This is a genomic window from Loigolactobacillus backii (assembly GCF_003946275.1).
GTDB classification, from domain to species: domain Bacteria; phylum Bacillota; class Bacilli; order Lactobacillales; family Lactobacillaceae; genus Loigolactobacillus; species Loigolactobacillus backii.
Window position 1 is genome coordinate 21,700 of the sequence record NZ_RHNQ01000002.1, and the last position, 23,548, is coordinate 45,247.

A 23,548-nucleotide genomic window follows, 5' to 3' on the forward strand; every position below is an offset into this window, starting at 1 on the left:
GGCGACTATTTTGTAGCAAAAGTGGGTTAAACGTCAGAATCTTGTGTTTGGCAATTTAGGTCAATGCTCAGAATTTAAGCGCCTTTTGAGATGCTCTTAGTTCTACTATTAATTCTGTTAAAACTGGCGTAAAGCCATTTTATAAAAAATGTAAAGGGAGAGATTCTACCTATGAAGAAAACCAAGATCGTAAGTACACTTGGTCCTGCTAGTAACGATGAAGCAACAATTCAAAAACTAATTGAATCTGGTGCTAATGTATTCCGTTTCAACTTCTCACATGGTGATCATGAAGAACATGCTGCACGTATGCAAATGGCCTTAGATGCCGAAAAGGCTACGGGCAAAATGGTTGCTTTCATGCTTGATACTAAGGGTGCGGAAATTCGTACCACAGTTGAAAAAGAAGGCAAAATCGAATTTAAGACTGGCGATGTAGCCCGTATCTCAATGGATGACTCACTTGAAGGCACCCACGAAAAGATTGCCGTTACTTACCCTGGCCTTTTTGATGACGTTCATATTGGCGGCCATGTACTGTTCGATGATGGCTTAATCGATATGAAGATTACCGAAAAAGATGACGCACATAAAGAACTGATTACAGAAGTTCAAAATGATGGTCTCTTAGGCTCCCGTAAAGGTGTTAACGCTCCTGGCGTTGCCATCCATTTACCAGGTATTACTGAAAAAGATGCTAGTGATATTCGTTTTGGCTTAGACCATGATATTGACTACATTGCTGCTAGTTTCGCTCGTAAAGCACAAGATGTTCTTGATATTCGCGAATTATTAGAAGAAAAGCACATGGAACACGTTCAAATCTTCCCTAAGATCGAATCTCAAGAAGGTATCGATAATATGGATGAAATTTTGAAGGTTTCTGATGGCTTGATGGTTGCTCGTGGTGATATGGGTGTTGAAATTCCTGTTGAAAACGTTCCGATTATTCAAAAACGTTTGATCAAGAAGTGCAATGCTATTGGTAAACCAGTTATCACTGCAACTCAAATGTTAGACTCAATGCAAGAAAATCCTCGACCTACACGTGCTGAAGCTACTGACGTTGCCAATGCCATCTTTGATGGTACTGACGCAACAATGCTTTCAGGCGAAAGCGCTAATGGTAAGTACCCAGTAGAATCTGTTGCTACAATGGCACGGATTGCTGAACGTGCTGAAAAAGCCATGGTCGATGCTGATTCATTTGCTTTGAAGGAATTCGGTAAGACTGATGTTACTGAAGCCATTGGTCAATCTGTTGCCCATACTGCACGGAACCTTGGTATCCGTACAATTGTTGCGGCTACAGAATCAGGCTTCACAGCTCGTATGATTTCTAAGTACCGGCCAAAATCTGATATCTTAGCAATCACATTTGACGAACGTACTCGTCGTGGCTTAGCAATCAACTGGGGCGTTTTCCCAATTGTTGCTGAAAAACCAGCATCAACTGATGATATGTTCACGTTAGCTTCTCAAAAAGCCCAAGACCTTGGTTTTGCTAAGGAAGGCGATTTGATCTTAATCACTGCTGGTGTACCAGTTGGTGAACGTGGCACAACAAATGTCATGAAGATTCAGTTAATTGGTTCTAAACTTGTTGAAGGCCAAGGTGTTGGCGACCAAACCGTTATTGGTAAGGCTGTTATCGCATCTAACGCTCAAGAAGCTAACCAAAAAGCTGTTGAAGGCGGCGTCCTTATCGTTAAGACAACAGATAAAGATTACTTACCAGCAATCGAAAAATCTAGTGCCTTAGTTGTTGAAGCAGGCGGCTTAACAAGCCATGCTGCTGTTGTTGGTATCGCAATGGGAATTCCTGTTGTTGTTGGTGCCAAGGACGCAACTAGTCTTGTATCTGATGATGAAGTTATTACGGTTGATTCTCGTCGTGGGATTGTTTATCGCGGTGCTTCAAACGCAATGTAATCAATTAGTTACTCTAAAATCCACCATGCGTTTGCATGATGGATTTTTTTAGTGTTTACTATAAGAAGTGTTGCCAGTATTACAAAGAGGCAGTAACCCTTAGTTGCCAATAATGTTGCTGGGCTGAATGGCAATGGATTATTTGGTGAATAAAAAGTCTCTTTTTAGGCCCATTAATACTGGGTAAAGTAGGAAATACTGTTAAAAAAGATTAGAATTATTCCGTAAGAAGTAGAATTCAACTAAATATAAAGGAGAATCCAATGGAAAGCTGGTTATTTTTAGGCGTTATTTTATTAATTGCCTATTTGGCAAAAAACCAATCATTATTAATTGCGTCGGCAATTGTCTTGGTAATTAAATTAATACCGCACACGCAAAAACTATTAACAACGATTCAAGCAAAAGGAATTAATTGGGGTGTTACAATTATTTCGGTGGCCATTTTAGTTCCCATTGCCACTGGTCAAATTGGTTATAAGGATCTAATTAACGCGTTTAAATCGCCAGTTGGATATGTTGCCGTGTTCTGTGGTGTTTTAGTGGCCATATTGTCAGGTAAGGGTGTCGGACTATTGGCCCAAAGTCCTGAAATTACGGTTGCCCTTGTTTTTGGTACAATTATGGGAGTTGTTTTTTTTCGAGGTATTGCTGCTGGACCAGTTATTGCCTCCGGAATGACGTACGTTATTCTGCAATTGTTACATGTTAGTCCAATTTTAAAGTGAGGTGTTTTTGAATGGAAACAACAGATTATATGGGCCAAATTATTTCGGTTACGGTAACCGATGAAAATGAACAGGATTATTTTGCACAAAAAGACGGTGTAACTTTTCGAATTGAAAAAAGTGAATTTGATAAACCCCACCAAGTTACGGATGCCATTACGGGGTTTGCCTACGAAAATGAAGAACATGAACTACAGTTAACCACTAAATTGCCAATGGTTAAAATCGGACACTACGCTTGGGCGACAGTTGTTGCCTCAAGACGTGATCTGGGTGTCTTTGTTGATATTGGTTTACCAAATAAGGATATTGTCGTTTCTAGCGATTTATTACCAACGATTCACCATTTATGGCCAGCAAAGGGTGATCAGCTCTTGGTCAGTCTTATTGTGGATAAGAAGGGCCGGCTTTGGGGGCAATTAGCCGATGAAGATATTTTTCAAGAAATGGCTAAGAAAGCAACGCAGCAGCAAAATAATTCTGATGTGCAAGGCATTATTTACCGGTTAAAAATTGTGGGTAGTTTCTTACTGACAGATGAGAAATACATTGGTTTTATTCACCCTAGTGAACGTGATGCTGAGCCACGGATTGGTCAAAAACTAAAGGCACGAGTAATTGGTGTTCGACCAGATGGCGTTTTAAATCTTTCTTTGCGCCCGCGTGCTTATGAAGCTATTAGTGATGATTCGGCGATGATTTTGGCTGTACTCAAACATCAGCCAGGTAACGTTATGGCCTATACGGATAAGAGTGATCCGGAAGCAATTCGTGAATTCTTTGGTATTAGTAAGGGGCAGTTTAAGCGTGCACTGGGCCATTTAATGAAGCTACATTTAGTGGAACAGGCTGACGGTAAAACCCATCTTTTAGGCGACCCTGATCAACCGGATCATGCTTAAAGCTTTTACGTTCACGAAGTAATAGTTGGCTGGTTAGTGTCAGTGGCATTAAATTGGCCATGTTGTAAAATTTGATTTATTCCAATCTGTTCGGCATCGTTGTGTATTAGAATCTGGGCAACTTTTAGACTAATTGCAATTGGCCCTAAATTATTATAGAATTTAGTCATTGGTACGTAATCGGATGAGGGGCGTTTAGATGGTTGATGATAAATACGTCAAAAAAATCAAACAGCAGCTACACGCGGCGGGATTTAAATTAACCCCACAGCGTGAAGCAACAGTTGTCTCATTGCTTGCGAATGAGGCAGGTCATTTGAGTGCTGAAGAAATTTATTTACGAGTTAAGCAAACAACTCCTGATATTGGCCTAGCAACCGTTTATCGAACGTTGGATATTTTAAGTGAACTACGAATTGTTAATAAAGTAAGTTTTACGGATGGTTTAGTTCGTTATGATTTGCGGCGTGAAGGTGCCCAGCAGCATTTTCATCATCACTTATTATGTGTCCAGTGTGGCAAGATTGAAGAAATTCATGAAGACTTATTAGCCGATGTTGAGCAGGTTGTCGCTTCATGGTATCATTTTCAAGTTACGGACCATAAGCTTACTTTTCAGGGTCTGTGTGCGGACTGTCAACGTAAAAATAAGAACCAGATGGCGAAGGATTAAATTGGTTGAGTGGAATAAATTAGTTTAGTAGTGGGTATTATTACTAACTTTTTAATTTCGCTCTCTTTTTATAGGGGTCTAGGAGAAATTAATGGATGAATTAATAGCTGATTTTAAACATTACCTAATAGTAGAAAAAGGACTGGCACCTAACACTGTTTCTAGTTATTGTCGTGATTTAGAGCGCTTTATGGCTTATTTAAAGGCTCAGAAATTAACCAGTTTTGATCAAGACCATTTTGTCATCTTAAATTTTTTAAGTGAACTAAACAATGAAAATTTAGCAACAAATAGCATTATTCGGATGGTCTCAAGTCTACGTAAATTTTACCGTTTTTTACTTGAAACGGCGCAAATGACAACTGACCCAATGCTTCAAATTGATTCGCCTAAAAGACAACAACATTTGCCTCAGGTATTATCGCAAAATGAGGTTGTCAGTTTGTTGAAGGCACCGGATACAACCACGGCCATTGGTATTCGTGATCGTGCAATTTTGGAAGTGATGTACGCAACTGGATTGCGGGTTAGCGAACTAACCCACTTAAAAATGAGTGAACTACATTTAAGTTTGGGCTTAATTCAAACAATTGGTAAGGGTGATAAAGAACGAATTATTCCGATTGGTGATGTTGCCATTGATTGGATTCAACGGTATCTGAAAACGGCTCGGCCGCAGTTTTTAAAGTCTGGTCAGCGTAGTGATACGCTATTTGTTAATCACTATGGTCGACCGTTCACCCGCCAAGGTATTTGGAAAAATTTGAAGGGCCTAGTTAAAAAAACGGGAATAAAAAAAGATGTTACGCCGCATACGTTACGGCACTCATTTGCAACGCACCTACTGGAAAATGGTGCCGACCTACGAGTTGTTCAGGAATTATTGGGCCACGCAGACATTTCAACGACACAAATTTATACTCACGTTAGTCAAAAGCGGATCCGTGAAGTTTATAATAAGTATCATCCGCGGGCCTGAAGGTGAATTGTATTTCATTTTTTTGTGTGTTATGGTTATTAGTACTTATAGTTAAGCAGGTTTTAACCTTGGAGGTTTATAGTGCTGTTTAAATACAAAACAGATTACGAAAAAATTGCAATGGGCTTACTGTCTTTTATTCCTGATTTGGATGAAGTGAGTCATTTAAAGGAAGAACTAACTTGGTACCAAACTGAGGCCAGCCGGCAGCTATACCTGTGGAAGAATGCAAGTGGTGATTTTGCCGGGGTTATTGGTATCGAATTGAATAAAGATTACGTTATCATACGCCACCTTGCACTAAGTCCTTCTGACCGCAACGAAGGAAATAGTTTTGCGATGTTGACAGAGTTGGCTGAATTATACCCGGACAATAAATTAATGGGAACCATTAGTACATCGCCGTTAATTGCAAAGTGGGAACAGACACACTAAAGGATGATTGATTTGGCCTTAACCGTAAAATTACCGGAGTTTGAAGGTCCTTTAGATCTATTACTTCATTTAATTAAGAAATCAGAAATGAATATTTACGACATTCCAATCGTCGCCATTACTTCCCAATACTTGGAGTATTTGCACCATATGCAAGCCTCAAGGTTAGAAGTGGCCGGCGATTATTTTGTGATGGCGGCAACTTTAATGCGCATTAAAAGTCAAACCTTACTGCCACGGCAGCCAACTGTTGAATTAACTGAAGATGAGGATATCTCGATTGATCCACGGGATGAATTGGTTAATCAATTGCTTGTTTACCAAACCTACAAAAAAGCCGCAACTGATTTGCAACAAAAGGAACTGGCCCGTAAGACACATTTTAGTAAGGCACCTAGCCTAACTGCCAGTGCCGAACCTTTACCAATGCCGAAGAAACATTTGCGGATAGATGAGGTCACGGCGGCGCTAGTCAATTTACTGCAAGGTAAAGTTGTTAAGCCGGTTTCGGTACGCAATGTGGTTCGGGAAACGATTACAATTAAGGATAAAGTTCGAGCAATCATAAAACAATTACAGCAAAATAAACGCGGCATAGTGGATTTTGATGATTTGTTAAATAATTCAAGTGTCGAAGAGACAGTAACCACTTTTATGTCGGTTTTAGAACTAATGAAAAATGGTCAAGTGTCCTGTTATCAGGAAGCTGTTTTGACACCAATTACGGTTGCTTTAAAGGAGTCAAAAGCATGAATTTAACGGCAACTTTAGAAAGTTTACTCTTTGTTGCCGGTGACGAGGGTATTACGCTGGATCAGCTGGACGAATTACTAACTGAAGGGCGCACAACGATTATGCGCGCCCTTCAACAGTTTGAGAGTGATCTAAAAGCGGATCATCACCGGGGACTGACACTTTTTCAGTTTGGCGATCACTATAAATTAGTGACTAAAAAGGCTTACGCCGAAATTATTAAGCACTACTACGAAATACCACTAACGACTAATCTTAGTCAGGCCTCATTAGAAACCTTGGCAATTATTGCCTATAAACAACCGATTACGCGGGTTGAAATTGATGAAATTCGTGGTGTTCAAAGTAGCGGTGCACTGCAACGCTTGTCCTTACGGCGACTAATCGAAGAAAAAGGCCGTAAAAATGCGCCTGGACGACCAATTTTATACGTAACTAGTCCTTTTTTTCTTGATTATTTTGGGCTAAAGCAATTGAATGAACTACCGCCTTTGACGCAAGAAAAAGCGACGACTACTGAATTAGAAACGGCAGATACAGCTGATCTATTTAAGGCCTTTGAGGCGCAATTAAAAGATAAGGAAGAAAAATAATGGAAAGATTACAAAAGGTTATTGCAGCAGCAGGAGTTGCTTCCCGGCGAAAGGCCGAGACCTTAATTAGTGACGGTCGAGTTACCGTTAATGGTGAAACGGTCACGGAAATGGGAGTTAAAGTTAGTGATCGGGATCAGATTGAGGTTAATGGTGTTCCGTTAGAACAAGAAAAAAAGCGTTATTTCTTATTTTATAAACCCCGGCAGGTTATCTCGGCGGCCAGCGATGATAAAAAGCGTAAAACGGTTGTTGATTTCTTTCCTGAAGTTAATGAACGAATTTACCCGATTGGTCGTTTGGACTACAACACATCAGGGTTGATTATTTTAACTAACGATGGTGAATTAGCTAATTTACTAACGCACCCGCGCTACCAAATTGAAAAATCCTACATCGCTAAAGTAACGGGGATTCCCACTAGTGAGGCCCAGAAAACGTTACGGACAGGCGTTCGTTTAGAAAAACGACGCACGGCTGCCGCTAAGATTAAGTTACTTTCCAGTGATAAGGTACACCGAACTGCCCAAATCAGTGTCACAATTCATGAAGGAATGAACCATGAAGTTCGTGACATGTTAACGGCAGTTGGTTATCCAGTTGAAAAGTTACGGCGGGAAAGGTACGCTTTTTTAACTGCTGATGGTTTAGTCTCTGGTGACTCACGACCACTTCAGGCTCAGGAAGTAGCGGCTCTTAAAAAGTTGGCCAGAACTGGTAAAATTCATTAGCCGGGACACATTTGCCGAAGTCAGACGACGATATGTTAAAATTAAGGGAGTAGGCCAAAAATCGGCTTTGGGTTTACTGTGTAACGTAAGTTAGTTCATAACCGTACTATGGTTATTAAAGTAGGCATGTGAACCCAGACTTTTGGCCCACGTTCTAGAATAATGTTCAGAAACAATAAGAGGCCAGGACTTTTGTCCCAGCCTCTCTTTTATTTTTTAGGCACGAGTGCGTATTGAGCGTAATTAAGGTCTTACGGCATATAAATACATATAATTAATAATTAGAATTACTTAAGGCACACTTCTTTTTATATTTTAAAGCTACTTTAGTAAATTTGTTTTATATTAAATGGAATATTTTGGCGGATAATTGCGTGTGTTGGGCAGTTTTGGTATGCCTTTTTGAAATTTGCTAACTGGTCAGCAGCAATTGGTGTTTTTCCTAAATTGTTGTCGGGCTTAAAGTAGGCAATACCGTTAGTTTGGTAGTCAAAAAGTTGGGGTGCATTGATCTGGCATAGGCCACAGGCAATACACTGTTCTTGCTGAACTTTACTGTACATAAATTTGGCCTCCAAGAAGGGATTCTCATGGAACAAGAAGATTATTTATTACTATTATTTGATCGGGTACAGTGGCGGCGATCGCGAGCAATTTTAAATTTACTCAAGGGAAAACGGACAGTGTCCAATTTATACGCCGGATTGACCTATCAGTTACTTTCATTATACCAGCTTATGCCTCACTTAAATGATGTGAATTTTAAGCGTGGCCTTGACCGATTAAAACAACGTGGCCAATTGGAGATGGAAGAAAAACGTTACCGGTTAACTGAAGCCGGTTTAAAATCACAGCAGACCTTTATGTTGGCGCATTTTGTTCCCCAGTGGTTCAATGGATTTAAGCAACCTAATTTGCAGCATTTTATGGCGCGATTATTTTTGGCCACGCAAGTAACGTCCGAGTATACCCGCCATAATGCACGTTACTATCCGCTTGAAGTATCCGAAGTTGATCAGCAGGCCGTAAAAGTGTGGTTTACCCAGCATAAATCACCGCAATTAGGTCATGCCTTATTAAGGGAATGGCAGCAATTTTTGCAACAGTTACCCCAGCATGATGCCGATATTTACAGTCAATTTTTAGTTGGCTACAAAATTACGCGGTTTGCGTTGCCCCAAGTTGCACAATTATTTAAACTAATGCCGCTTGAGGTTGCGCTGTATCAAATTGATATTACGGCCCATTTAATTAATTTACTGCAAAAGACACCGGTGGATTTTCCGTTACTGGCCGCGCTTTGGCAACCGCTCGCACAAGGTGTGCTTAGTCAGAGTAGCGCATTGACTTATCGTCTGGCACTTCAGGGCACTGACCTAACTAAAATTGCGCAAATGCGGCGTTTAAGGCCGGGTACAATTACTGAACATTTATTAGAGGCCGCTATCTTAACACCAAATTTTCCTTATAAAACTTATCTAACAGCGACGCAACGGCAAAAATTAGCAACGGCCTTTTCTGGAACAGTTATTGATGACTGGCAATATGATCTAGTAGCGGCGCAAGATATTTCATTTTTTACATTTCGTTTATACCAAATTGAATGGAGGAGAAGCCATGAATACGGCGGAATTGACAAAAATATTAACTAAACGATTTGGTTATACAACTTTTAAACCAGGCCAATTGGACGTTATTCAGGCGGTTTTAGCAGGTCAAGATACGTTTGCGGTTTTGCCTACTGGGACTGGTAAATCGCTCTGTTATCAATTACCAGGTTATGCGACCAGCGGAAGTGTTGTTATCGTTTCACCATTATTATCCCTGATGCAAGATCAAGTAGCACGGCTACACTATTTAGGTGAAAAAAAAGTAGTGGCCTTGACTTCAGACCTAACAATAATGGAGAAAAATGGCGTATTACAACAGCTACAGCAGTACCGTTTTATCTTTTTATCACCAGAAATGGCTAATCAACCGCGTGTTCGCACTGCGTTAGGCCGGCTAGAAATTTCACTGCTAGCGATTGATGAGGCACATTGTATTTCACAGTGGGGGACGGATTTTCGGCCGGATTATCTTGAATTGGCCTCTTTGCGTGAGCAGTTACAACCGCGTGCAACGTTGGCCATGACAGCCACGGCCACTAAACGTGTACAGGCCGATATTCTAGTCAAACTAGGTTTAACGGCGGCCACAACGAAAAAAGTTATTTATTCTGTTGACCGACCTAATATTTATTTAGACGTTCAACAATACGCAAATGAATCCGAAAAAGAGCGGGCCTTGATTCAATTCTGTCGGCAACTAAAAAAACCAGGAATTGTTTATTTTTCTAGCAAACAAAAGTCTGAAGAAATGGCCGATAAAATTCAAAAAGAAACGGGTATAAGAACTAGCTTTTATCATGGAGACCTACCTAGTCAAGATCGCTACGCCATTCAGCAACAATTTATGCAAGGCGACCTAGCAATTATTTGTGCAACTACCGCCTTTGGAATGGGGATCAATAAGGCCAACATTCGATTTGTTTTGCATTATCATTTAGCCTCTAATCTAGAAAGCTATTTACAAGAAACAGGTCGAGCAGGTCGCGATGGGCAACAAAGTATTGCCATTTTACTGTTTCAACCTAGCGATATCCGAATTCAAGCCAATTTAATGGCGAGTGGTATTCCGGATAAGGGGCTCATTAATCAATATTTTAAGAATCCAAATAATTTTAAAGCAATGCACTTTCCTGAGATCGATTTGCTCCGCTTCTATCAACAGCATGGTTATTCTGCTTCGGCCATTCAGCAACTTTTACAAAAACGGCAAGAGGAAAAACGTTTGGCGTTAGGTGGTATGCTAAGTTACATCACAACGCCAAATTGTAAACGGCAGTTTATTTTAACTTATTTTGCGGACCATAAATCAATCACTTGTGATAACGATTGTTGTTGCCATAATCAAATGACCGATTACCTTGAACAATTGAATTTGATCACAAAAAAGGAAGAACAAAAAGAGAGCGTTGCCTATGCCGATTGGCAAAGCCGCCTAAAGCAACTTTTCTTTACGGAATATTAAAGAATTTGAAAGTGGTTTATGTTACAATAATTCCTAGAAGTTCGACCTAAGAATATGATTGGTCCGCTAACGAAACCAGGTATTGTTAATGGTATTTCGTGAATGAGGGGGAGCGTCAATGAATAAGAATGAGGAACCAAATAAAAAAACTGCTGCTCATGAAGAACGTCCTTGGGCCAAGCAGTTTGACAATACCCGTGATGATCGGGGCAACGTCTCGCGTGCTGCAACTCGAAAAAAAGACCGGGGTAACGCAACTTTTGTGACAATCCTGACGATTGCTTTGTTAGCTTTAGCTGCACTACCTATTGGGGCTTGGATGATTTTTCAAAATCAGATGAATAAGCCAGTGACACCACATAACACGACTGCAATTGTGAGCTCTTCTAAGAAAAAGGTAGCTACTAGCAAAAAAACGCAGTCAAAAAAAAATGCACAGGCAAGCAGTCGTAAGAAAGTAACGACAAGTAACGCGCAAAAGACGAGTTCGGTTGCCACAACAGAAACAAGTACTGCACAGGCGGCCTCTTCTTCTGAGCAAGTGGCCGCCGCGAGTTCTAGTAGTTCAAGTGCAGCGTCTACTAGCAGTAGTGCCGCTTCTGCTAATAGCAGCAGTGGCAGTTACGTGACCGTTGCGGCTGGCCAAGGTGTTTACCGGGTAGCGGCTAATAATGGTTTAAGTGTTCAAGAACTCTTGAAATTAAATGGGTTAACTAGTGCAGCCACAATTAAGCCAGGTCAGCAATTACGGGTTAAATAAAATATTAAAAGTTAACTACTGAGGTCTGTGGCTGACCTCAATTTTTTTGTGGAAAAAGGGGTTTTGATTAATGGCAGTGGGTTTACAGATCGCAATTGATGGTCCGGCATCGGCTGGGAAAAGCACAGTAGCAAAATTGGTTGCTAAACAATTACATTATACTTACTGTGATACAGGTGCGATGTATCGTTCAATTACTTGGGCGGCGATGCAACATGGTTTAAGGCTAACTGATGAAGTAGCGGTTGTTGCTTTATTGGATAAAAGTACGATTCGCTTTGAGCCGGGAGAGGTTGAGCAGCGGGTTTTCTTTAATGAAACCGAGGTTACAGCGGCCATTCGGCAACCTGATGTGACCAATAATGTTTCAACGATTGCCGCATTAGGTGGCGTCCGGCAGAAGTTAGTTCAGCTACAACATCAAATTGCGGCGGTGGGAAATATTGTGATGGATGGTCGCGATATTGGAACGGCCGTGTTACCTAACGCTGAAGTTAAGATTTTCTTAGTTGCCAGTGTTTCCGAACGGGCTACAAGACGGTATAAAGAAAATTTAACGAAGGGGATTAATACGCCCCTTGCCGTTTTAAAGCAAGAAATTGAATTACGGGATAAAAAGGATTCTACGCGTAAAATTTCCCCGTTAGTTCAAGCAAAAGATGCGGTGTTAGTTGATACAACGTCATTAAATATTGATCAAGTTGTTGCGCGAATTATTAGAATTGTCCAAGAAAAAGAGAAAGATCATAATAAATAATAGCTTTTCCTAGCATTTCGTCTGCTTTTACTATAAAATAGACACTGTAGTTTCAAGCTGTTTAAGGAGGATTTTTGGCATGAGTGAAAATAATAATACAAATGAAAATAAAAATGCCATGGCGGATGCTTTAAATAGCGTCCACGATGTGAAGATCGGTGACATTGTGAAAGGTGAAGTACTCGCAATTGACGATGATAAGCAATTAATCGTTGGTATTCCAGGGTACTGGGGTTGAAGGCGTTGTTCCACTTAAGGAATTGGCCAGTCAACCAGTTGATGACATTAAGGATATTGCCAAAGTTGGTGATGTACTTGATTTAGTCGTTATTTCAACTATTGGTAAGGATAAAGAGAATGGTAGTTACCTCCTTTCTAAACGTCGGTTAGAAGCACGTAAGGTCTGGGCCGATATTCAGAAGGAATTTGAAGCTGGCAATACGCTTACCGCAACCGTTACCGAAGTTGTTAAGGGTGGCTTGGTAGTTGACGCTGGTGTTCGTGGTTTTATCCCAGCATCGATGATTTCTGACCATTTTGTTGATGACTTGTCACAATACAAAGGTCAAGAATTAGAACTTAAGATTATCGAAATCGAACCAAGCGAGAATCGTTTGATTTTATCGCACCGTGCGATTGTTGAAGCTCAAAAGGCTGAACAACGCGAAAAGATTTTAGCAACAATTAAGGCCGGCGACACTGTCGAAGGTACTGTTGCTCGTTTGACTAATTTTGGTGCCTTTGTAGATCTTGGTGGCATTGATGGATTAGTTCACGTTTCCGAAATTTCTTATGAACGTGTTGCTAAGCCTTCCGATGTTCTTAAAGTAGGTCAACAGCTTAAGGTTAAGGTGTTAGCAGTTGACCCTGAAAAGAACCGGATTTCACTTTCATTGAAAGCTTTACTTCCTGAACCTTGGGATGGTATTGAGGATAAGGCACCAGCTGGTACCGTCCTTGAAGGTACGGTTAAACGATTAACAACTTTTGGTGCCTTTGTTGAAGTATTCCCTGGTGTTGAAGGTTTAGTTCATATTTCTCAGATTTCACATGAACATATTGCAACACCGAATGAAGTACTTTCTGAAGGCGAGACAATCAAGGTTAAAGTCTTAGAAGTTAAACCTGAGGCGCACCGTTTAGCACTTTCGATTAAGGCTTTAACACCAAAACCAAATACTGATGATAAAACAAATACGGCTTCACCTGCAGAAACCAGCAATTATCAAAGTAATGATGATGAAGGTGGCTTCACATTAGGCGATCTTATTGGCAATGAATTAAAAAAGAGTACGTCTAATAACGATGATGATAAGAACTAAATCAGTTTTATAACAATTTGGAGATTGGCCCAATACCAATCTCTTTTTTGTTTGAAGTTGTGAATTTTAAATGAAAGTGAGGGATTGTAATGACAAAACCTGTAGTGGCAATTGTAGGTCGGCCTAATGTCGGTAAATCAACTGTATTTAACCGAATTGCTGGCGAACGAATTTCCATTGTTGATGACGCGCCAGGTGTGACGCGTGATCGGATTTATGCGCCGGCAGAATGGCTGGGCCATGAGTTTAATTTAATTGATACCGGCGGAATCGACATTGGTGATGAACCATTTCTAGAACAAATTAAAGAACAAGCCGAAGTTGCAATTGATGAAGCTGATGTTATTGTTTTTTTGACCAGTGTTCGTGAAGGTTTAACTGATGCTGATGAGAAAGTTGCTAGATTACTTTATCGATCGGATAAGCCAGTTGTTTTGGCAGTTAATAAGGTCGATAACCAAGAACTAAGGCAAGATATTTATGATTATTATGCTTTAGGATTTGGTGATCCAGTTGGTGTTTCTGGCGTTCATGGCATTGGGATGGGTGATTTACTTGATGAGATTGTTAAGCATTTTCCCGAAGAAATTGATGAAGTTGATGATGATCGAATCCATTTTAGTTTGATTGGCCGACCGAATGTTGGTAAGTCATCACTAGTTAATGCTATCTTAGGCGAGAACCGGGTCATTGTTTCTAGTATTGCCGGGACAACACGGGATGCCGTTGACACGCAGTTTATTGCTGCTGATGATTCAGAGTTTACGATGATTGATACGGCTGGTTTACGTAAACGGGGTAAGGCCTACGAAAATGCCGAAAAATACAGTGTTTTACGGGCAATGGCCGCAATTGATCGTTCTGATGTTGTCTTAGTCACGTTAAACGCCAAAGAAGGTATTCGCGAGCAGGACAAGCGCATTGCGGGTTACGCGCATGAGGCCGGTCGGGGAATTATTATAACAGTTAATAAATGGGATACGCTTAAAAAGGATAACCATACGTTAAGTGATTTTGAAAATGCCATTCGGGCCAATTTTGCTTACCTAGATTACGCCCCAATTGTTTTTGTTTCGGCTAAAACTAAGCAACGCCTTGATCAGCTACCGAAAATGATTCAAGAAGTAAGTAAAAATCAAAATCGTCGAATTAAATCTTCTGTTTTGAATGATGTTTTGATGGATGCAATTGCAACTAACCCAACACCGTCGACTAACGGTAAAAAGTTGCGGGTTTATTACGCAACACAAGTGGCCATTAAGCCACCAACGTTTGTTATTTTTGTGAATGATCCTGATTTGATGCATTTTTCTTATGAACGTTTTATTGAAAATCAAATTCGCGCGGCCTTCGAATTTTCAGGAACGCCAATTCACATTATTACCCGGCGGCGAAAGTAGTTAGAGCTTGCTGTAACGCAAATTTGGCCAGATTGATGCCAGATTTACTAATTTTGGCTATTTTATTAAAAAATACGTGATAAATCACGAAAAAACCTTGCTATCAAGGCATTCCTATGATATCTTTGATTCAGAAATGATGATTTTGTTTCATTATTTCGTCACTTTCTATTTTTAATAGAAATGGCAAATCTGATATTAGACGATGAGTCTATTATTTTGATGCGGAGGTGAATTCACTATGGCAAATAAAGCTGAATTAATCGAAAATGTTGCAAGTCAAACTGGTTTAACCAAAAAGGACGCAACTGCTGCTGTTGATGCTGTTTTTGGTTCAATCCAAGATACATTAGCAAAAGGCGAAAAAGTTCAATTGATTGGTTTTGGTAACTTCGAAGTTCGTGACCGTGCTGCTCGTAAGGGTCGTAACCCACAAACTGGCGCTGAAATTCAAATTCCAGCAAGCAAGGTACCAGCATTTAAACCTGGTAAGGCATTGAAAGATGCTGTTAAATAAGTAATGAAGGACTAGCAATTTAGATTGCTAGTTTTTTTGTCGTCAATTTTTGAGCAAATTAAGTACTTTTATGCTAAACTAATGTGTATTTGACAACAAAACGAAGAAGGGTGTTTTTAGATGAGTTATTCAGAACAAATGTTAACAAAACTCTCTAGCGGCCAACTTGATGCGGCCAACAAGGCATTTATTCAAGCGTTACGGCGTGATGATGACGAAACCCTATTTAGTTTAGCTGAGAATCTATATGCCTTAGGATTTTTAAAACAAGCCAAACGCACGTATTTAAAACTATTGAAAAAGTATCCCGATGAAGATGAGATTCGAACCACTTTGGCCGATATTGCGATTAGCGATGGTAATAATGATGAGGCGCTGACCTATTTGGACGCAATCAAACCGGATTCACCTGCTTATGCGGAAAGTTTACTGGTTGCGGCCGATATGTACCAGCAACAAGGGCTCTATGAGGTCAGTGAACAAAAGTTATTAACTGCTCGCCGTTTGTTCCCAGATGAATCAGTGATTACGTTTGCGTTGGCCGAATTCTATTTTGATAGTGGGGAATTCCATAAGGCGGTCATCTATTACGAAACATTAGTAGCGGCCGGGGTGACTGAACTTTCTAAGGTTAATATAATTCAACGTTTAGGAGTTGCTTACGCTAATACTGGTGAGTTTGAGCGGGCATTAGAATATTTGGAACAAATTCCGACTGAAGAATTGGATCCTGATGCCGCTTTTCAGTACGGTTTTGTTGAATTACAGTTAAAGGATTACAAAAAAGCAATTGAAGTTTTATCAGGTTTGCGTGATCAAGATCCGCAGTACACATCACTTTATCCCTATTTGGCGGAGGCTCTGGAGGCCAACCAACAATTAGAGGAAGCCATGCGGGTTTTGCAGGAAGGTATTGGTATGGATCAATACAATGAGGTTCTCTATAATAAGGCGGCCCACGTTGCGTTGCGGCTGGATGACAGTAAGGCTGGGGAAAAATATTTAATTCAGCTACTGCAAATTGACCCGGATAATATGGCCGCAAAAATCGAGCTCAGTAATTTGTACGTTAAGCAGCAACGAGATACTGATAACGTTAAATTGTTGGCTAAGGCGGTTGATCAGGGGGATGTAGATCCGCAGGCCTATTGGAATTTAGGCGTCTCCTACGAGCGCTTAGAGGCCTATAAAAAAGCACGGGAAAACTATTTACTAGCCTATTCAACCTTTAAAAATGAGCCTAATTTTTTGCGGCAAATCATTAATTTCTTTCGCGAAGAAGGGTTGCGCGATGAAACTCTGGCGGCCTTACAGCGTTACGTTAAATTAGTGCCCACCGACGATGATATGGCCTTACTTTTAGAAGAATACCAACAAGAATAAAGTAGATCAAATTATCGATAAAACGGACCAACAAAGTTGCGCTGACAACTTTGTTGGTCCGTTTTGTTATGGTAAATTCTTTTTATAGTACGCCAATGAGGCGGGATCAAGGCGTAGGGCCGCCATTAGTTCTTGGTCAGATAATTCTCGGTGATTAATAATGTAGTACATCAGGTAACCTTGGTGCAGCTTACTAGGTAACAAAGTTATTTTTAGAATATTACCATCCCGCTTCAAATATTTGTGTAAACCAGGTAAGGTTAACTGCGGCTGGTCGGTATCCCGCCGTGTTTTAAGAAATAAATCCTGACTAGCCTGTAATGTGGCAAATGGCTGGCGGTAAGTCTGAAATTCCGACCAGAATTGGCGTTCACTGGGTGTTAATTTTGATAGATCAAGTTGTTGGTAAAAACCGGGGCTAAGAAATTCCTTGACTGTGAATCCCTTGGCCAATAATAAAAGGGCCGCCCGTGTATAAAAAGTTAGTTGTTCATTTTGTAGTAGTTCAGGTAATTCCTGTAACCAATCAGTTTGAAAAGTTGTAGTCAAACGTTCTTTAGGTAAACCTTTTAGGCCAACTGTTGGATAATTGGTAATTAATTCGCGAGTAAAAAGAAATTTAAAGTAATTATTTAGGTGGGACATAATTTTGTTATAGGTATCGTTTTTTAAGGCACGCTGATTCAGTAGCATGGTGAGGTAATCGCGGATATCGTTTTCTAAAATATTATTTAAATCCGGATCACTTTGGTAGGCCCAATTAAATTGTTGAAGGTAGTCAAAAAAATCGGTCAAGGTGTGCTGATACTCCGAAATTGTGATGGGAGCCAATTCTTTATTCTGTAAATATTTATTGAAACTCTTTTGATAAGGGAAGGACATGGCAGCACTTACTTTCTTAATAATTAACTAAAGTATAACATAAAAAAGTTACTTTAACTTAATTAAACAAAAAATAGCGCTGCAAGCAGCGCAAAACCAATATTAAACCAATAGTAACCAAATTCAAATTATGGATAGAACCCAGTGGGCGTAATTTCAATACATCTAGAAAATAAATTATTTACTAGAGAATTTAATATTATGAATAATTAATTAAAATATAGAGGATATTATTGTAAAATAATTTGTTTTTGATTAAAAATAAGGTTGACAAATAACATTATTTTCTTTAGCATAAATAGCATAACTTGAATTGTACAGCGGTTTATTTAAGAATCTAAAGAGTGTGGTGGCCAACGTGGTAAAAAGATATGATAGTGATAAAATGAAACAACTAGTTTTTGAGATTTATCAGGGTTATGGATTTTCCGCCGAGCAAAGTGAGCAGTTGGCGGAGATGCTCATTTATACTGATTTACACGGCATTGAATCGCACGGGGTGCAGCGGTTGATCATGTATGATGACTTCATTCAAAATGGTAAGATTCGCGTACATAGTAAGCCAGAAATCGTTAAGGAAACGGATGTTTCTGCTGTGGTTGACGCCCATTTTGGTCTTGGACAGTTGAATGGTATTTTTAGCATGGATTTAGCAATTAAGAAGGCCAAACAACATGGGATTGGTATTGTGACTACGCGGAATTCTGGTCATTACGGAATTGCCGGGTACTACGCCAATTTAGCGGCGGAACAGGGGTTGATCGGAATGTCCTCGTGTAATTCACGACCAGCGATGTTACCGACGCACGCCACTAAGGCCTTTGTTGGCACTAATCCGATTGCTTTTGCCATGCCGGCCAAGCCGCACACGTTTATCTTTGATTGTGCGACGACAACAGTCCCTCAGGGGAAAATCGAGGTTTATAATAAATTGGAAAAAGATTTGCCAGCATTATGGGTGGCAAAGAATGGTAACGAGCCAGTCTATGATCACCGTGATCAAGCCGATTTTGCGGCACTTCGGGATCCGGAAGCCAATGTTGGTTTGGCGCCCTTAGGTGGCGTTTCTGAGGATACCGGCAGTCACAAAGGTTTTGGTTTGGGTATTATTGTTGAAGTCTTCACGTCAATTTTATCGATGGGTAATATTTCGACTGAGATTACGCCGGATGATTTGAGTGTTGGCCCGTGCCAAAGTTTCACGGTGATTGATCCCGCTATTTTTGGTGATAAGGATAAAATTATTGATCGTTTTTCTCGTTACTTACAGGATATTCGCGAATTGCCGGCCATTCCAGGTAAAACAATTTACGTTCACGGTGATAAAGAGGCAATTGCTTACGAAGATCGGAAGCAAAATGGCATCATTATTGACGATCGAACGTTGGAGGAGATTGTTGGAATCGCTACACGATTAGGTGTAGACTACGCGGCCGCAATCAATTAGCAAGTGTTTGAAAAAATGTCGAATTAGGCAAAAATAAATTTATATCTAATTGGTAAGCCACAAAGAAAGTGGAACAAAAGTCAGTTTTGGGCTCACGTTTTAGAGCAATGTTCGGAAACAGTAAGAGGCTAGGACATTTGTCCTAGCCTCTTTGTGGGCAGTAATACGTTAATATTTGTTTTGAAAGTCCCTTCGGTAGTACTTTTTTAACTAATTTACTTTTCCAAACACTTTCTATTTTTGGCGGTTAGGTTTAATTGATAGTGCTAACAGGGCAACGATCACAATTATGCCGAAGCTCAGCCATAAAGCAAGTTGACTCCCATTGACTGTTTGGACCACTGAAGTTGCTTTAGGCGTTAAGCGGACGCCAGTGGCCAGCATAACCGCCATGACTGTTGTTCCAAGGGAGCCTGCGTATTGTTGTAAGGTATTGAAAAGCGCATTACCATCACCGATTTGGGTGCGGGGGACCTGCTGTAATCCGAAAGTCAATGAATTGTTGAACATGAAACTGAAACCAACCATGTAAAGTACATTAAAAATGATGATCGGCAAAATGGTTAAATGCTGGGCAAAGAGTGCAAATAACAGTGTGGAGACCAGCAAGAAAACAGTTCCTAGTAAGATTGGTTGTTTGAAGCCACGACGATCCATCAAAGCACCAGCGAGTGGCGATAATATGGCAGAGGTCAAACTACCGGCTAATAGAAGTAAACCAGAAATTAAGGCATTTTGGCCTAAAGCTAGTTGGGCAAAGTTTGGTAGTAAAAAAGACATGCCAATTTGAACGAACTGAATTAAAAAGTAGAGCAATAGTACTTTAACAAAGGTTTGATTTTTGAAAACTGCCAGTTGAATCAGTGGGTGTGTACTATGGTTGGCCAAGTGGATAAAAGTGGCAAAGGCGAGTAAAGCGAGAATTATTGGCAGATAACAACTGGGGGCACCAGGGCCGGCAGTTCCAGCATTATTAAGGCCTAGTGTCAATAGAATTAGGCCGATTACTGCGAAAATAAACTGGGACAGCGGAAATTTTTGTTGTTGCGTGTTAGCTAATTGGGGCATGTTTTTACTAGCGATTAACCAACAGATTGCGCCGATAGGAATTGTGATCCAAAAAATCACGGGCCAGGTGGTAAACTGAGTGATCAACCCCCCATAGGTTGGGCCTAATGAAGGGGCCATGGCAATGATCATTCCAGCAGTTCCGGTGAATTTGCCCTGTTGATGAAACGGCACTTGCTGCATGATTAGTGCAAAAACTAAAGGCATGGCAAAGCCGGTTCCAAAGGCCTGAATGATGCGACCTAATAAGAGTACTGGTAAAATCGGTGCTGTGGCGCATAGTAGGCCACCACAAACAAATGCGAGTCCACCAATGTTGACGATCGTTCGCGTTTTAAAATTGTTCTGAACAAAGGCCGCAACAATCATAGTGGCGGCCACTGCCAGTAAATAGGCGGTGGTTACCCACTGGACGGTACTTAATGATGTGTTAAATTGGTTCATTAAGGTGGGAAAGGTAACGTTCATCGATGTTTCAACTAATACACCACAAAAGGCTAGTCCAGCGGTTCCGAAAATAGCCAGTTTGGTTTGCAATGGGACTTGTTTTTCTATTTGGTGCAAAAAATAACCTCCAGAACCAAGGAAAACGCACTTCAGTAGTATGCAAACTACAGAAGGTACTTTTCAATGGTAACCTAGAGGCCACAAAGATATACAAGCACCGCACAACGAATGAACGTGTCATTTCGCCTTGGTAAAATTTGTAAATAATGATTTAATTTCTATCATACGCTATCAGTCGGCGATAAAGCAAAGGAAAGTTATAAATAGCCTTTTCCGGATGAACTGTCGAAAATAAAATTAAACCCGATTTCCGAACACGTACCTAATTCATGTTGGTAAATAAGGCCGGGATAAAAGTCCTGGCCTCTTTACTATTCCTGATCATTACTTTAGAACGTGCGCCAAAGGTTTGGGTTCATGTGCCTAACTACGGCTAATTCAATAGCCACAATACGGTTATTGAATTAGCCTACGTTACGCGGCGTAAACCCCAAACCGACTTTTGTCCCATTCCCTTATTAGCATCTAGTCTGGCTAATCTAATTTGGTATAGATAAAGTGATTAACAGTTTACTAAAGCGACCAGTTATGCTTGGACAAAGTTAGTAACTAATTTGTTGAAGCGATCTGCCTCTTCATAAAATAGCATATGGCCAACGTTAGCAAAGCTTTCAAATTGACCTTTTGGTAATTCATCACTAACTTGCTTGACCAGTCTCCAATTAAAGAAACTTTTTTTACCTGAGATTACCAAACTAGGAATTGTGATTGTTTTGATAACATCTGACCAATTATTTACCATATGATTATAAAATAAAGGGGCAATGAAATCAGCTTTACCCTTATTTGATTCGGCCAATAAATCTGTTAAATTAAGTGCTTTATTAATTACGATACCCTTAATAAAACTACCGAGTGCTTCTTCTTTATTGGTAAATAGGGACTTACAAAAATCGAGTGTAGCCTGATAATTTAGTAGGCCCGATGGATTTTCTTTGGTAGAAAGCGCCCATGCAGGTTCGTCAACGAAGATAAATTTACTTAATCGATCATTTTGGAAAAGATCCCAGTATGACCAGCCAACGGAGCAGCCCATTGACCAGCCGAGATAAGTAACATTTGTTAGGTTCAATTGCGTTAATAACTCATGAATATCAGTTGCCAATCGAGAAATCCTGGCACCGCTGTTAACGGTATTAGAATTACCATGACCGCGTAAATCAACTGTGATAACGTGAAAATGTTGGCCAAGCTCAGGAATATTTCTTTCAAAATATTTTCCGGAACAACCATAACCGTGCACCAATAATAAATTTTGGCCCTGACCTGATTCAGAATAATAAAGTTTTACATTGTCGTTAGTTTTAAAATACGACATCCAATCACCTCGCAAACTTAGCCTAGTTCAGATGATTAAATAATTCAATTTAGTGTTTTAGTGCACATTGTTTAGTGGTCACGTTAAATTAGATAGAATTAATTTTTTCTAGAATCTGATCAACATTGCCAATGAAGTTTGTAATAAGGCTCAGTTATGGTGTAATTTAAACATTCTCTAAATTAAGTGACCTGTAACCAGATTGTTCTGATTACAGGCCATTTTTATTTTGAAGTGGTGTAATTAAAAAAGCAACCCATTTTTTTTATACATTTAGACTGAACTGACCTGGAAAATTATTTTCAAATATGACTGGTGTAACTTCACGATTAGCGTTTTATTTGCGTCGATACACCTTTGCCTAAATCACATTCAAAATGTAAAAGCGAGTCAGTGCTCTCCTTAATGCTGCCAGGCCTGAAACTTTTTCAGACGTTGCTGGTAAAGGCGTAACAGGTTTGGTGAATCTAATTGTTTAAATATTGAAAAGACTTCATTAATAGTTTGGTTTCCCAAGGCAGTTTTATTTTTTTGCAAGTAAATCAGGCCGTGAATAAAGTGTAGTTCAGTTTTTTCGTAAAGGTACTGCTCGTTATCAATAGTTTGGGCTACCTGATCAGAAAAATAAACGGCGTCTTCCAGATCGTGCTGATAACTGGCTAGTAAGGCCGATTTTAATAAAATGTAGGTGAAATCTGCCTGGTGATTCCAATCGACATTCAAGGTGATTTCGCCGTTGTGAAGTAATTGTTTGGTCAAAGCGTAAACGGTTGGTGCAGGAAAAACATCCATGGTACTCATGTACAAACGAATTTCGTAGTGTGTCCAGGTTTCAATATTGAATAAAAAATTACTAATCTCGTGAATTTCGGTGGGCGTTAAATGCTCAGTGCGGGTTAAATGTTTTTGCTTCAAATAATTGAAATAATTATAAGTTGATTGATTTTCCTGCCACTTTTTAAAGTAGTCGTTAATCAATTGTTGGTGAGTAAGTTTTGTGATTTGATCGAGATAATCCTTGGTGTCGTCAAAATAAAAGGCCTGGTGCCGGTGGTGGTAGACGTTATCAATAAAAATAAATTCCGCAACGGAAACGTTGATATTTAAGAGCAATGCGTAAAGTTTTGCAAAGCTAATGTTGGTTAAATTTCGCTCAAAGCGTGATAAAAATGATTTAGAAACAATTTGGTTTGCCGCCTTTTGCATGGTGATGTTTTTGGCCTCGCGCAAGCGTTTATAAGTGGTACCGAAAGTAGTAATCAAGCCGATTTCACACTCCTTGTGAACTATATGCAACAAGTATACGTCTCTAGCGGTTAGCATGCTAGA

General features: G+C 40.0%; 24 protein-coding genes. 19 read left to right on the top strand and 5 right to left on the bottom strand.

Annotated features, from left to right (window positions below; all coding sequences use genetic code 11):
- Positions 1-171: 171 nt before the first annotated feature.
- The 9 genes from pyk to EKM61_RS00760 all read left to right on the top strand — a co-directional run bounded on the left by pyk (position 172) and on the right by EKM61_RS00760 (position 7,726).
- Positions 172-1,932: a pyruvate kinase gene (gene pyk, locus EKM61_RS00720; RefSeq protein ID WP_068224443.1), complete on the top strand. Its 1,761-nt coding sequence runs from the start codon at positions 172-174 to the stop codon at positions 1,930-1,932.
- A 263-nt stretch (positions 1,933-2,195) separates the two neighbouring features.
- On the top strand, positions 2,196-2,660 hold the full coding sequence (locus EKM61_RS00725; RefSeq protein ID WP_068224441.1) for a DUF441 domain-containing protein: 465 nt from the start codon (positions 2,196-2,198) through the stop codon (positions 2,658-2,660).
- Positions 2,661-2,671: 11 nt separating this feature from the next.
- On the top strand, positions 2,672-3,562 hold the full coding sequence (locus tag EKM61_RS00730; protein ID WP_068224437.1) for a CvfB family protein: 891 nt from the start codon (positions 2,672-2,674) through the stop codon (positions 3,560-3,562).
- A 199-nt stretch (positions 3,563-3,761) separates the two neighbouring features.
- Entirely contained in the window at positions 3,762-4,235 is a 474-nt protein-coding gene (gene fur, locus EKM61_RS00735; protein WP_068224434.1) for a ferric iron uptake transcriptional regulator, read from the top strand.
- 91 nt (positions 4,236-4,326) lie between these two features.
- On the top strand, positions 4,327-5,214 hold the full coding sequence (xerD, locus tag EKM61_RS00740) for a site-specific tyrosine recombinase XerD (RefSeq protein WP_068224432.1): 888 nt from the start codon (positions 4,327-4,329) through the stop codon (positions 5,212-5,214).
- 81 nt (positions 5,215-5,295) lie between these two features.
- On the top strand, positions 5,296-5,649 hold the full coding sequence (locus EKM61_RS00745; RefSeq protein ID WP_068224424.1) for a RibT protein: 354 nt from the start codon (positions 5,296-5,298) through the stop codon (positions 5,647-5,649).
- Positions 5,650-5,652: 3 nt separating this feature from the next.
- On the top strand, positions 5,653-6,402 hold the full coding sequence (locus tag EKM61_RS00750; protein WP_225417794.1) for a segregation and condensation protein A: 750 nt from the start codon (positions 5,653-5,655) through the stop codon (positions 6,400-6,402).
- On the top strand, positions 6,399-6,995 hold the full coding sequence (gene scpB, locus EKM61_RS00755; RefSeq protein ID WP_068224421.1) for an SMC-Scp complex subunit ScpB: 597 nt from the start codon (positions 6,399-6,401) through the stop codon (positions 6,993-6,995). Before EKM61_RS00750 ends, scpB begins: the two co-directional genes overlap by 4 nt.
- Positions 6,995-7,726 (top strand): pseudouridine synthase, encoded by a 732-nt coding sequence (locus EKM61_RS00760; protein WP_068224417.1) that lies wholly within the window; start codon positions 6,995-6,997, stop codon positions 7,724-7,726. Before scpB ends, EKM61_RS00760 begins: the two co-directional genes overlap by 1 nt.
- Before the next feature lie 326 nt (positions 7,727-8,052).
- Here the strand turns inward: EKM61_RS00760 and EKM61_RS00765 are convergent, their stop codons facing one another.
- A complete protein-coding gene (locus EKM61_RS00765; RefSeq protein ID WP_068224414.1) occupies positions 8,053-8,289 on the bottom strand; it encodes a ferredoxin in 237 nt (78 codons plus the stop codon).
- 27 nt (positions 8,290-8,316) lie between these two features.
- Between EKM61_RS00765 and EKM61_RS00770 the strand changes: the two genes are divergently transcribed.
- The 9 genes from EKM61_RS00770 (at position 8,317) to EKM61_RS00805 (ending at position 16,937) form a co-directional block, all read left to right on the top strand.
- A complete protein-coding gene (locus EKM61_RS00770) occupies positions 8,317-9,378 on the top strand; it encodes a helix-turn-helix domain-containing protein (RefSeq protein ID WP_068224411.1) in 1,062 nt (353 codons plus the stop codon).
- Complete coding sequence (locus EKM61_RS00775) at positions 9,344-10,798, top strand: RecQ family ATP-dependent DNA helicase (RefSeq protein WP_068224410.1); 1,455 nt, start codon at positions 9,344-9,346, stop codon at positions 10,796-10,798. Before EKM61_RS00770 ends, EKM61_RS00775 begins: the two co-directional genes overlap by 35 nt.
- A 118-nt stretch (positions 10,799-10,916) precedes the next feature.
- The gene (locus EKM61_RS00780) at positions 10,917-11,558 is read left to right on the top strand and encodes a LysM peptidoglycan-binding domain-containing protein (protein ID WP_068224409.1); all 642 of its coding nucleotides are present in this window, start codon (positions 10,917-10,919) and stop codon (positions 11,556-11,558) included.
- Positions 11,559-11,628: 70 nt separating this feature from the next.
- Positions 11,629-12,315, top strand: a complete 687-nt coding sequence (cmk, locus tag EKM61_RS00785; protein ID WP_068224408.1) for a (d)CMP kinase — start codon at positions 11,629-11,631, stop codon at positions 12,313-12,315.
- A 79-nt stretch (positions 12,316-12,394) separates the two neighbouring features.
- A complete protein-coding gene (locus EKM61_RS12390; protein WP_455709268.1) occupies positions 12,395-12,553 on the top strand; it encodes a hypothetical protein in 159 nt (52 codons plus the stop codon).
- Positions 12,528-13,637: a 30S ribosomal protein S1 gene (gene rpsA, locus EKM61_RS00790; protein ID WP_455709269.1), complete on the top strand. Its 1,110-nt coding sequence runs from the start codon at positions 12,528-12,530 to the stop codon at positions 13,635-13,637. Before EKM61_RS12390 ends, rpsA begins: the two co-directional genes overlap by 26 nt.
- Before the next feature lie 89 nt (positions 13,638-13,726).
- Positions 13,727-15,037, top strand: coding sequence for a ribosome biogenesis GTPase Der (gene der / locus EKM61_RS00795; protein ID WP_068224404.1), 1,311 nt, complete (start codon positions 13,727-13,729; stop codon positions 15,035-15,037).
- Between the two features lie 241 nt (positions 15,038-15,278).
- Positions 15,279-15,554, top strand: a complete 276-nt coding sequence (locus tag EKM61_RS00800; protein ID WP_068224403.1) for an HU family DNA-binding protein — start codon at positions 15,279-15,281, stop codon at positions 15,552-15,554.
- Positions 15,555-15,674: 120 nt separating this feature from the next.
- On the top strand, positions 15,675-16,937 hold the full coding sequence (locus EKM61_RS00805; protein ID WP_068224401.1) for a tetratricopeptide repeat protein: 1,263 nt from the start codon (positions 15,675-15,677) through the stop codon (positions 16,935-16,937).
- Positions 16,938-17,003: 66 nt separating this feature from the next.
- Here the strand turns inward: EKM61_RS00805 and EKM61_RS00810 are convergent, their stop codons facing one another.
- Positions 17,004-17,819, bottom strand: a complete 816-nt coding sequence (locus tag EKM61_RS00810; protein ID WP_068224398.1) for a site-specific integrase — start codon at positions 17,817-17,819, stop codon at positions 17,004-17,006.
- 358 nt (positions 17,820-18,177) lie between these two features.
- On the opposite strand from EKM61_RS00810, the gene EKM61_RS00815 reads away from it, so the two are divergent.
- Complete coding sequence (locus EKM61_RS00815) at positions 18,178-19,266, top strand: Ldh family oxidoreductase (RefSeq protein ID WP_068224395.1); 1,089 nt, start codon at positions 18,178-18,180, stop codon at positions 19,264-19,266.
- A gap of 234 nt (positions 19,267-19,500) precedes the next feature.
- On the opposite strand, the gene EKM61_RS00820 is transcribed toward EKM61_RS00815, so the two are convergent.
- The 3 genes from EKM61_RS00820 to EKM61_RS00830 form a co-directional block, all read right to left on the bottom strand.
- Positions 19,501-20,898 carry a DHA2 family efflux MFS transporter permease subunit gene (locus EKM61_RS00820; protein ID WP_068224392.1) on the bottom strand — a complete coding sequence of 466 codons (1,398 nt, stop codon included), beginning with the start codon at positions 20,896-20,898 and terminating at the stop codon, positions 19,501-19,503.
- 529 nt (positions 20,899-21,427) lie between these two features.
- A complete protein-coding gene (locus tag EKM61_RS00825; protein ID WP_068224389.1) occupies positions 21,428-22,219 on the bottom strand; it encodes an alpha/beta fold hydrolase in 792 nt (263 codons plus the stop codon).
- Between the two features lie 402 nt (positions 22,220-22,621).
- A complete protein-coding gene (locus EKM61_RS00830; RefSeq protein ID WP_158234218.1) occupies positions 22,622-23,482 on the bottom strand; it encodes a helix-turn-helix domain-containing protein in 861 nt (286 codons plus the stop codon).
- Between the last annotated feature and the right edge of the window lie 66 nt (positions 23,483-23,548).

Excerpts from the sequence above, each read along its gene's own strand:
- cmk (WP_068224408.1), top strand. The coding sequence starts at position 11,629 with ATGGCAGTGGGTTTACAGATCGCAATTGATGGTCCGGCATCGGCTGGG.
- EKM61_RS00725 (WP_068224441.1), top strand. The coding sequence starts at position 2,196 with ATGGAAAGCTGGTTATTTTTAGGCGTTATTTTATTAATTGCCTATTTG.
- EKM61_RS00800 (WP_068224403.1), top strand. The coding sequence starts at position 15,279 with ATGGCAAATAAAGCTGAATTAATCGAAAATGTTGCAAGTCAAACTGGT.
- EKM61_RS00750 (WP_225417794.1), top strand. The coding sequence starts at position 5,653 with ATGATTGATTTGGCCTTAACCGTAAAATTACCGGAGTTTGAAGGTCCT.
- EKM61_RS00825 (WP_068224389.1), bottom strand. The coding sequence starts at position 22,219 with ATGTCGTATTTTAAAACTAACGACAATGTAAAACTTTATTATTCTGAA.
- xerD (WP_068224432.1), top strand. The coding sequence starts at position 4,327 with ATGGATGAATTAATAGCTGATTTTAAACATTACCTAATAGTAGAAAAA.
- EKM61_RS00775 (WP_068224410.1), top strand. The coding sequence starts at position 9,344 with ATGAATACGGCGGAATTGACAAAAATATTAACTAAACGATTTGGTTAT.
- EKM61_RS00765 (WP_068224414.1), bottom strand. The coding sequence starts at position 8,289 with ATGTACAGTAAAGTTCAGCAAGAACAGTGTATTGCCTGTGGCCTATGC.
- fur (WP_068224434.1), top strand. The coding sequence starts at position 3,762 with ATGGTTGATGATAAATACGTCAAAAAAATCAAACAGCAGCTACACGCG.
- EKM61_RS00805 (WP_068224401.1), top strand. The coding sequence starts at position 15,675 with ATGAGTTATTCAGAACAAATGTTAACAAAACTCTCTAGCGGCCAACTT.
- EKM61_RS00810 (WP_068224398.1), bottom strand. The coding sequence starts at position 17,819 with ATGTCCTTCCCTTATCAAAAGAGTTTCAATAAATATTTACAGAATAAA.
- pyk (WP_068224443.1), top strand. The coding sequence starts at position 172 with ATGAAGAAAACCAAGATCGTAAGTACACTTGGTCCTGCTAGTAACGAT.
- der (WP_068224404.1), top strand. The coding sequence starts at position 13,727 with ATGACAAAACCTGTAGTGGCAATTGTAGGTCGGCCTAATGTCGGTAAA.
- EKM61_RS00730 (WP_068224437.1), top strand. The coding sequence starts at position 2,672 with ATGGAAACAACAGATTATATGGGCCAAATTATTTCGGTTACGGTAACC.
- EKM61_RS00780 (WP_068224409.1), top strand. The coding sequence starts at position 10,917 with ATGAATAAGAATGAGGAACCAAATAAAAAAACTGCTGCTCATGAAGAA.
- EKM61_RS00760 (WP_068224417.1), top strand. The coding sequence starts at position 6,995 with ATGGAAAGATTACAAAAGGTTATTGCAGCAGCAGGAGTTGCTTCCCGG.
- EKM61_RS12390 (WP_455709268.1), top strand. The coding sequence starts at position 12,395 with ATGAGTGAAAATAATAATACAAATGAAAATAAAAATGCCATGGCGGAT.
- EKM61_RS00770 (WP_068224411.1), top strand. The coding sequence starts at position 8,317 with ATGGAACAAGAAGATTATTTATTACTATTATTTGATCGGGTACAGTGG.
- scpB (WP_068224421.1), top strand. The coding sequence starts at position 6,399 with ATGAATTTAACGGCAACTTTAGAAAGTTTACTCTTTGTTGCCGGTGAC.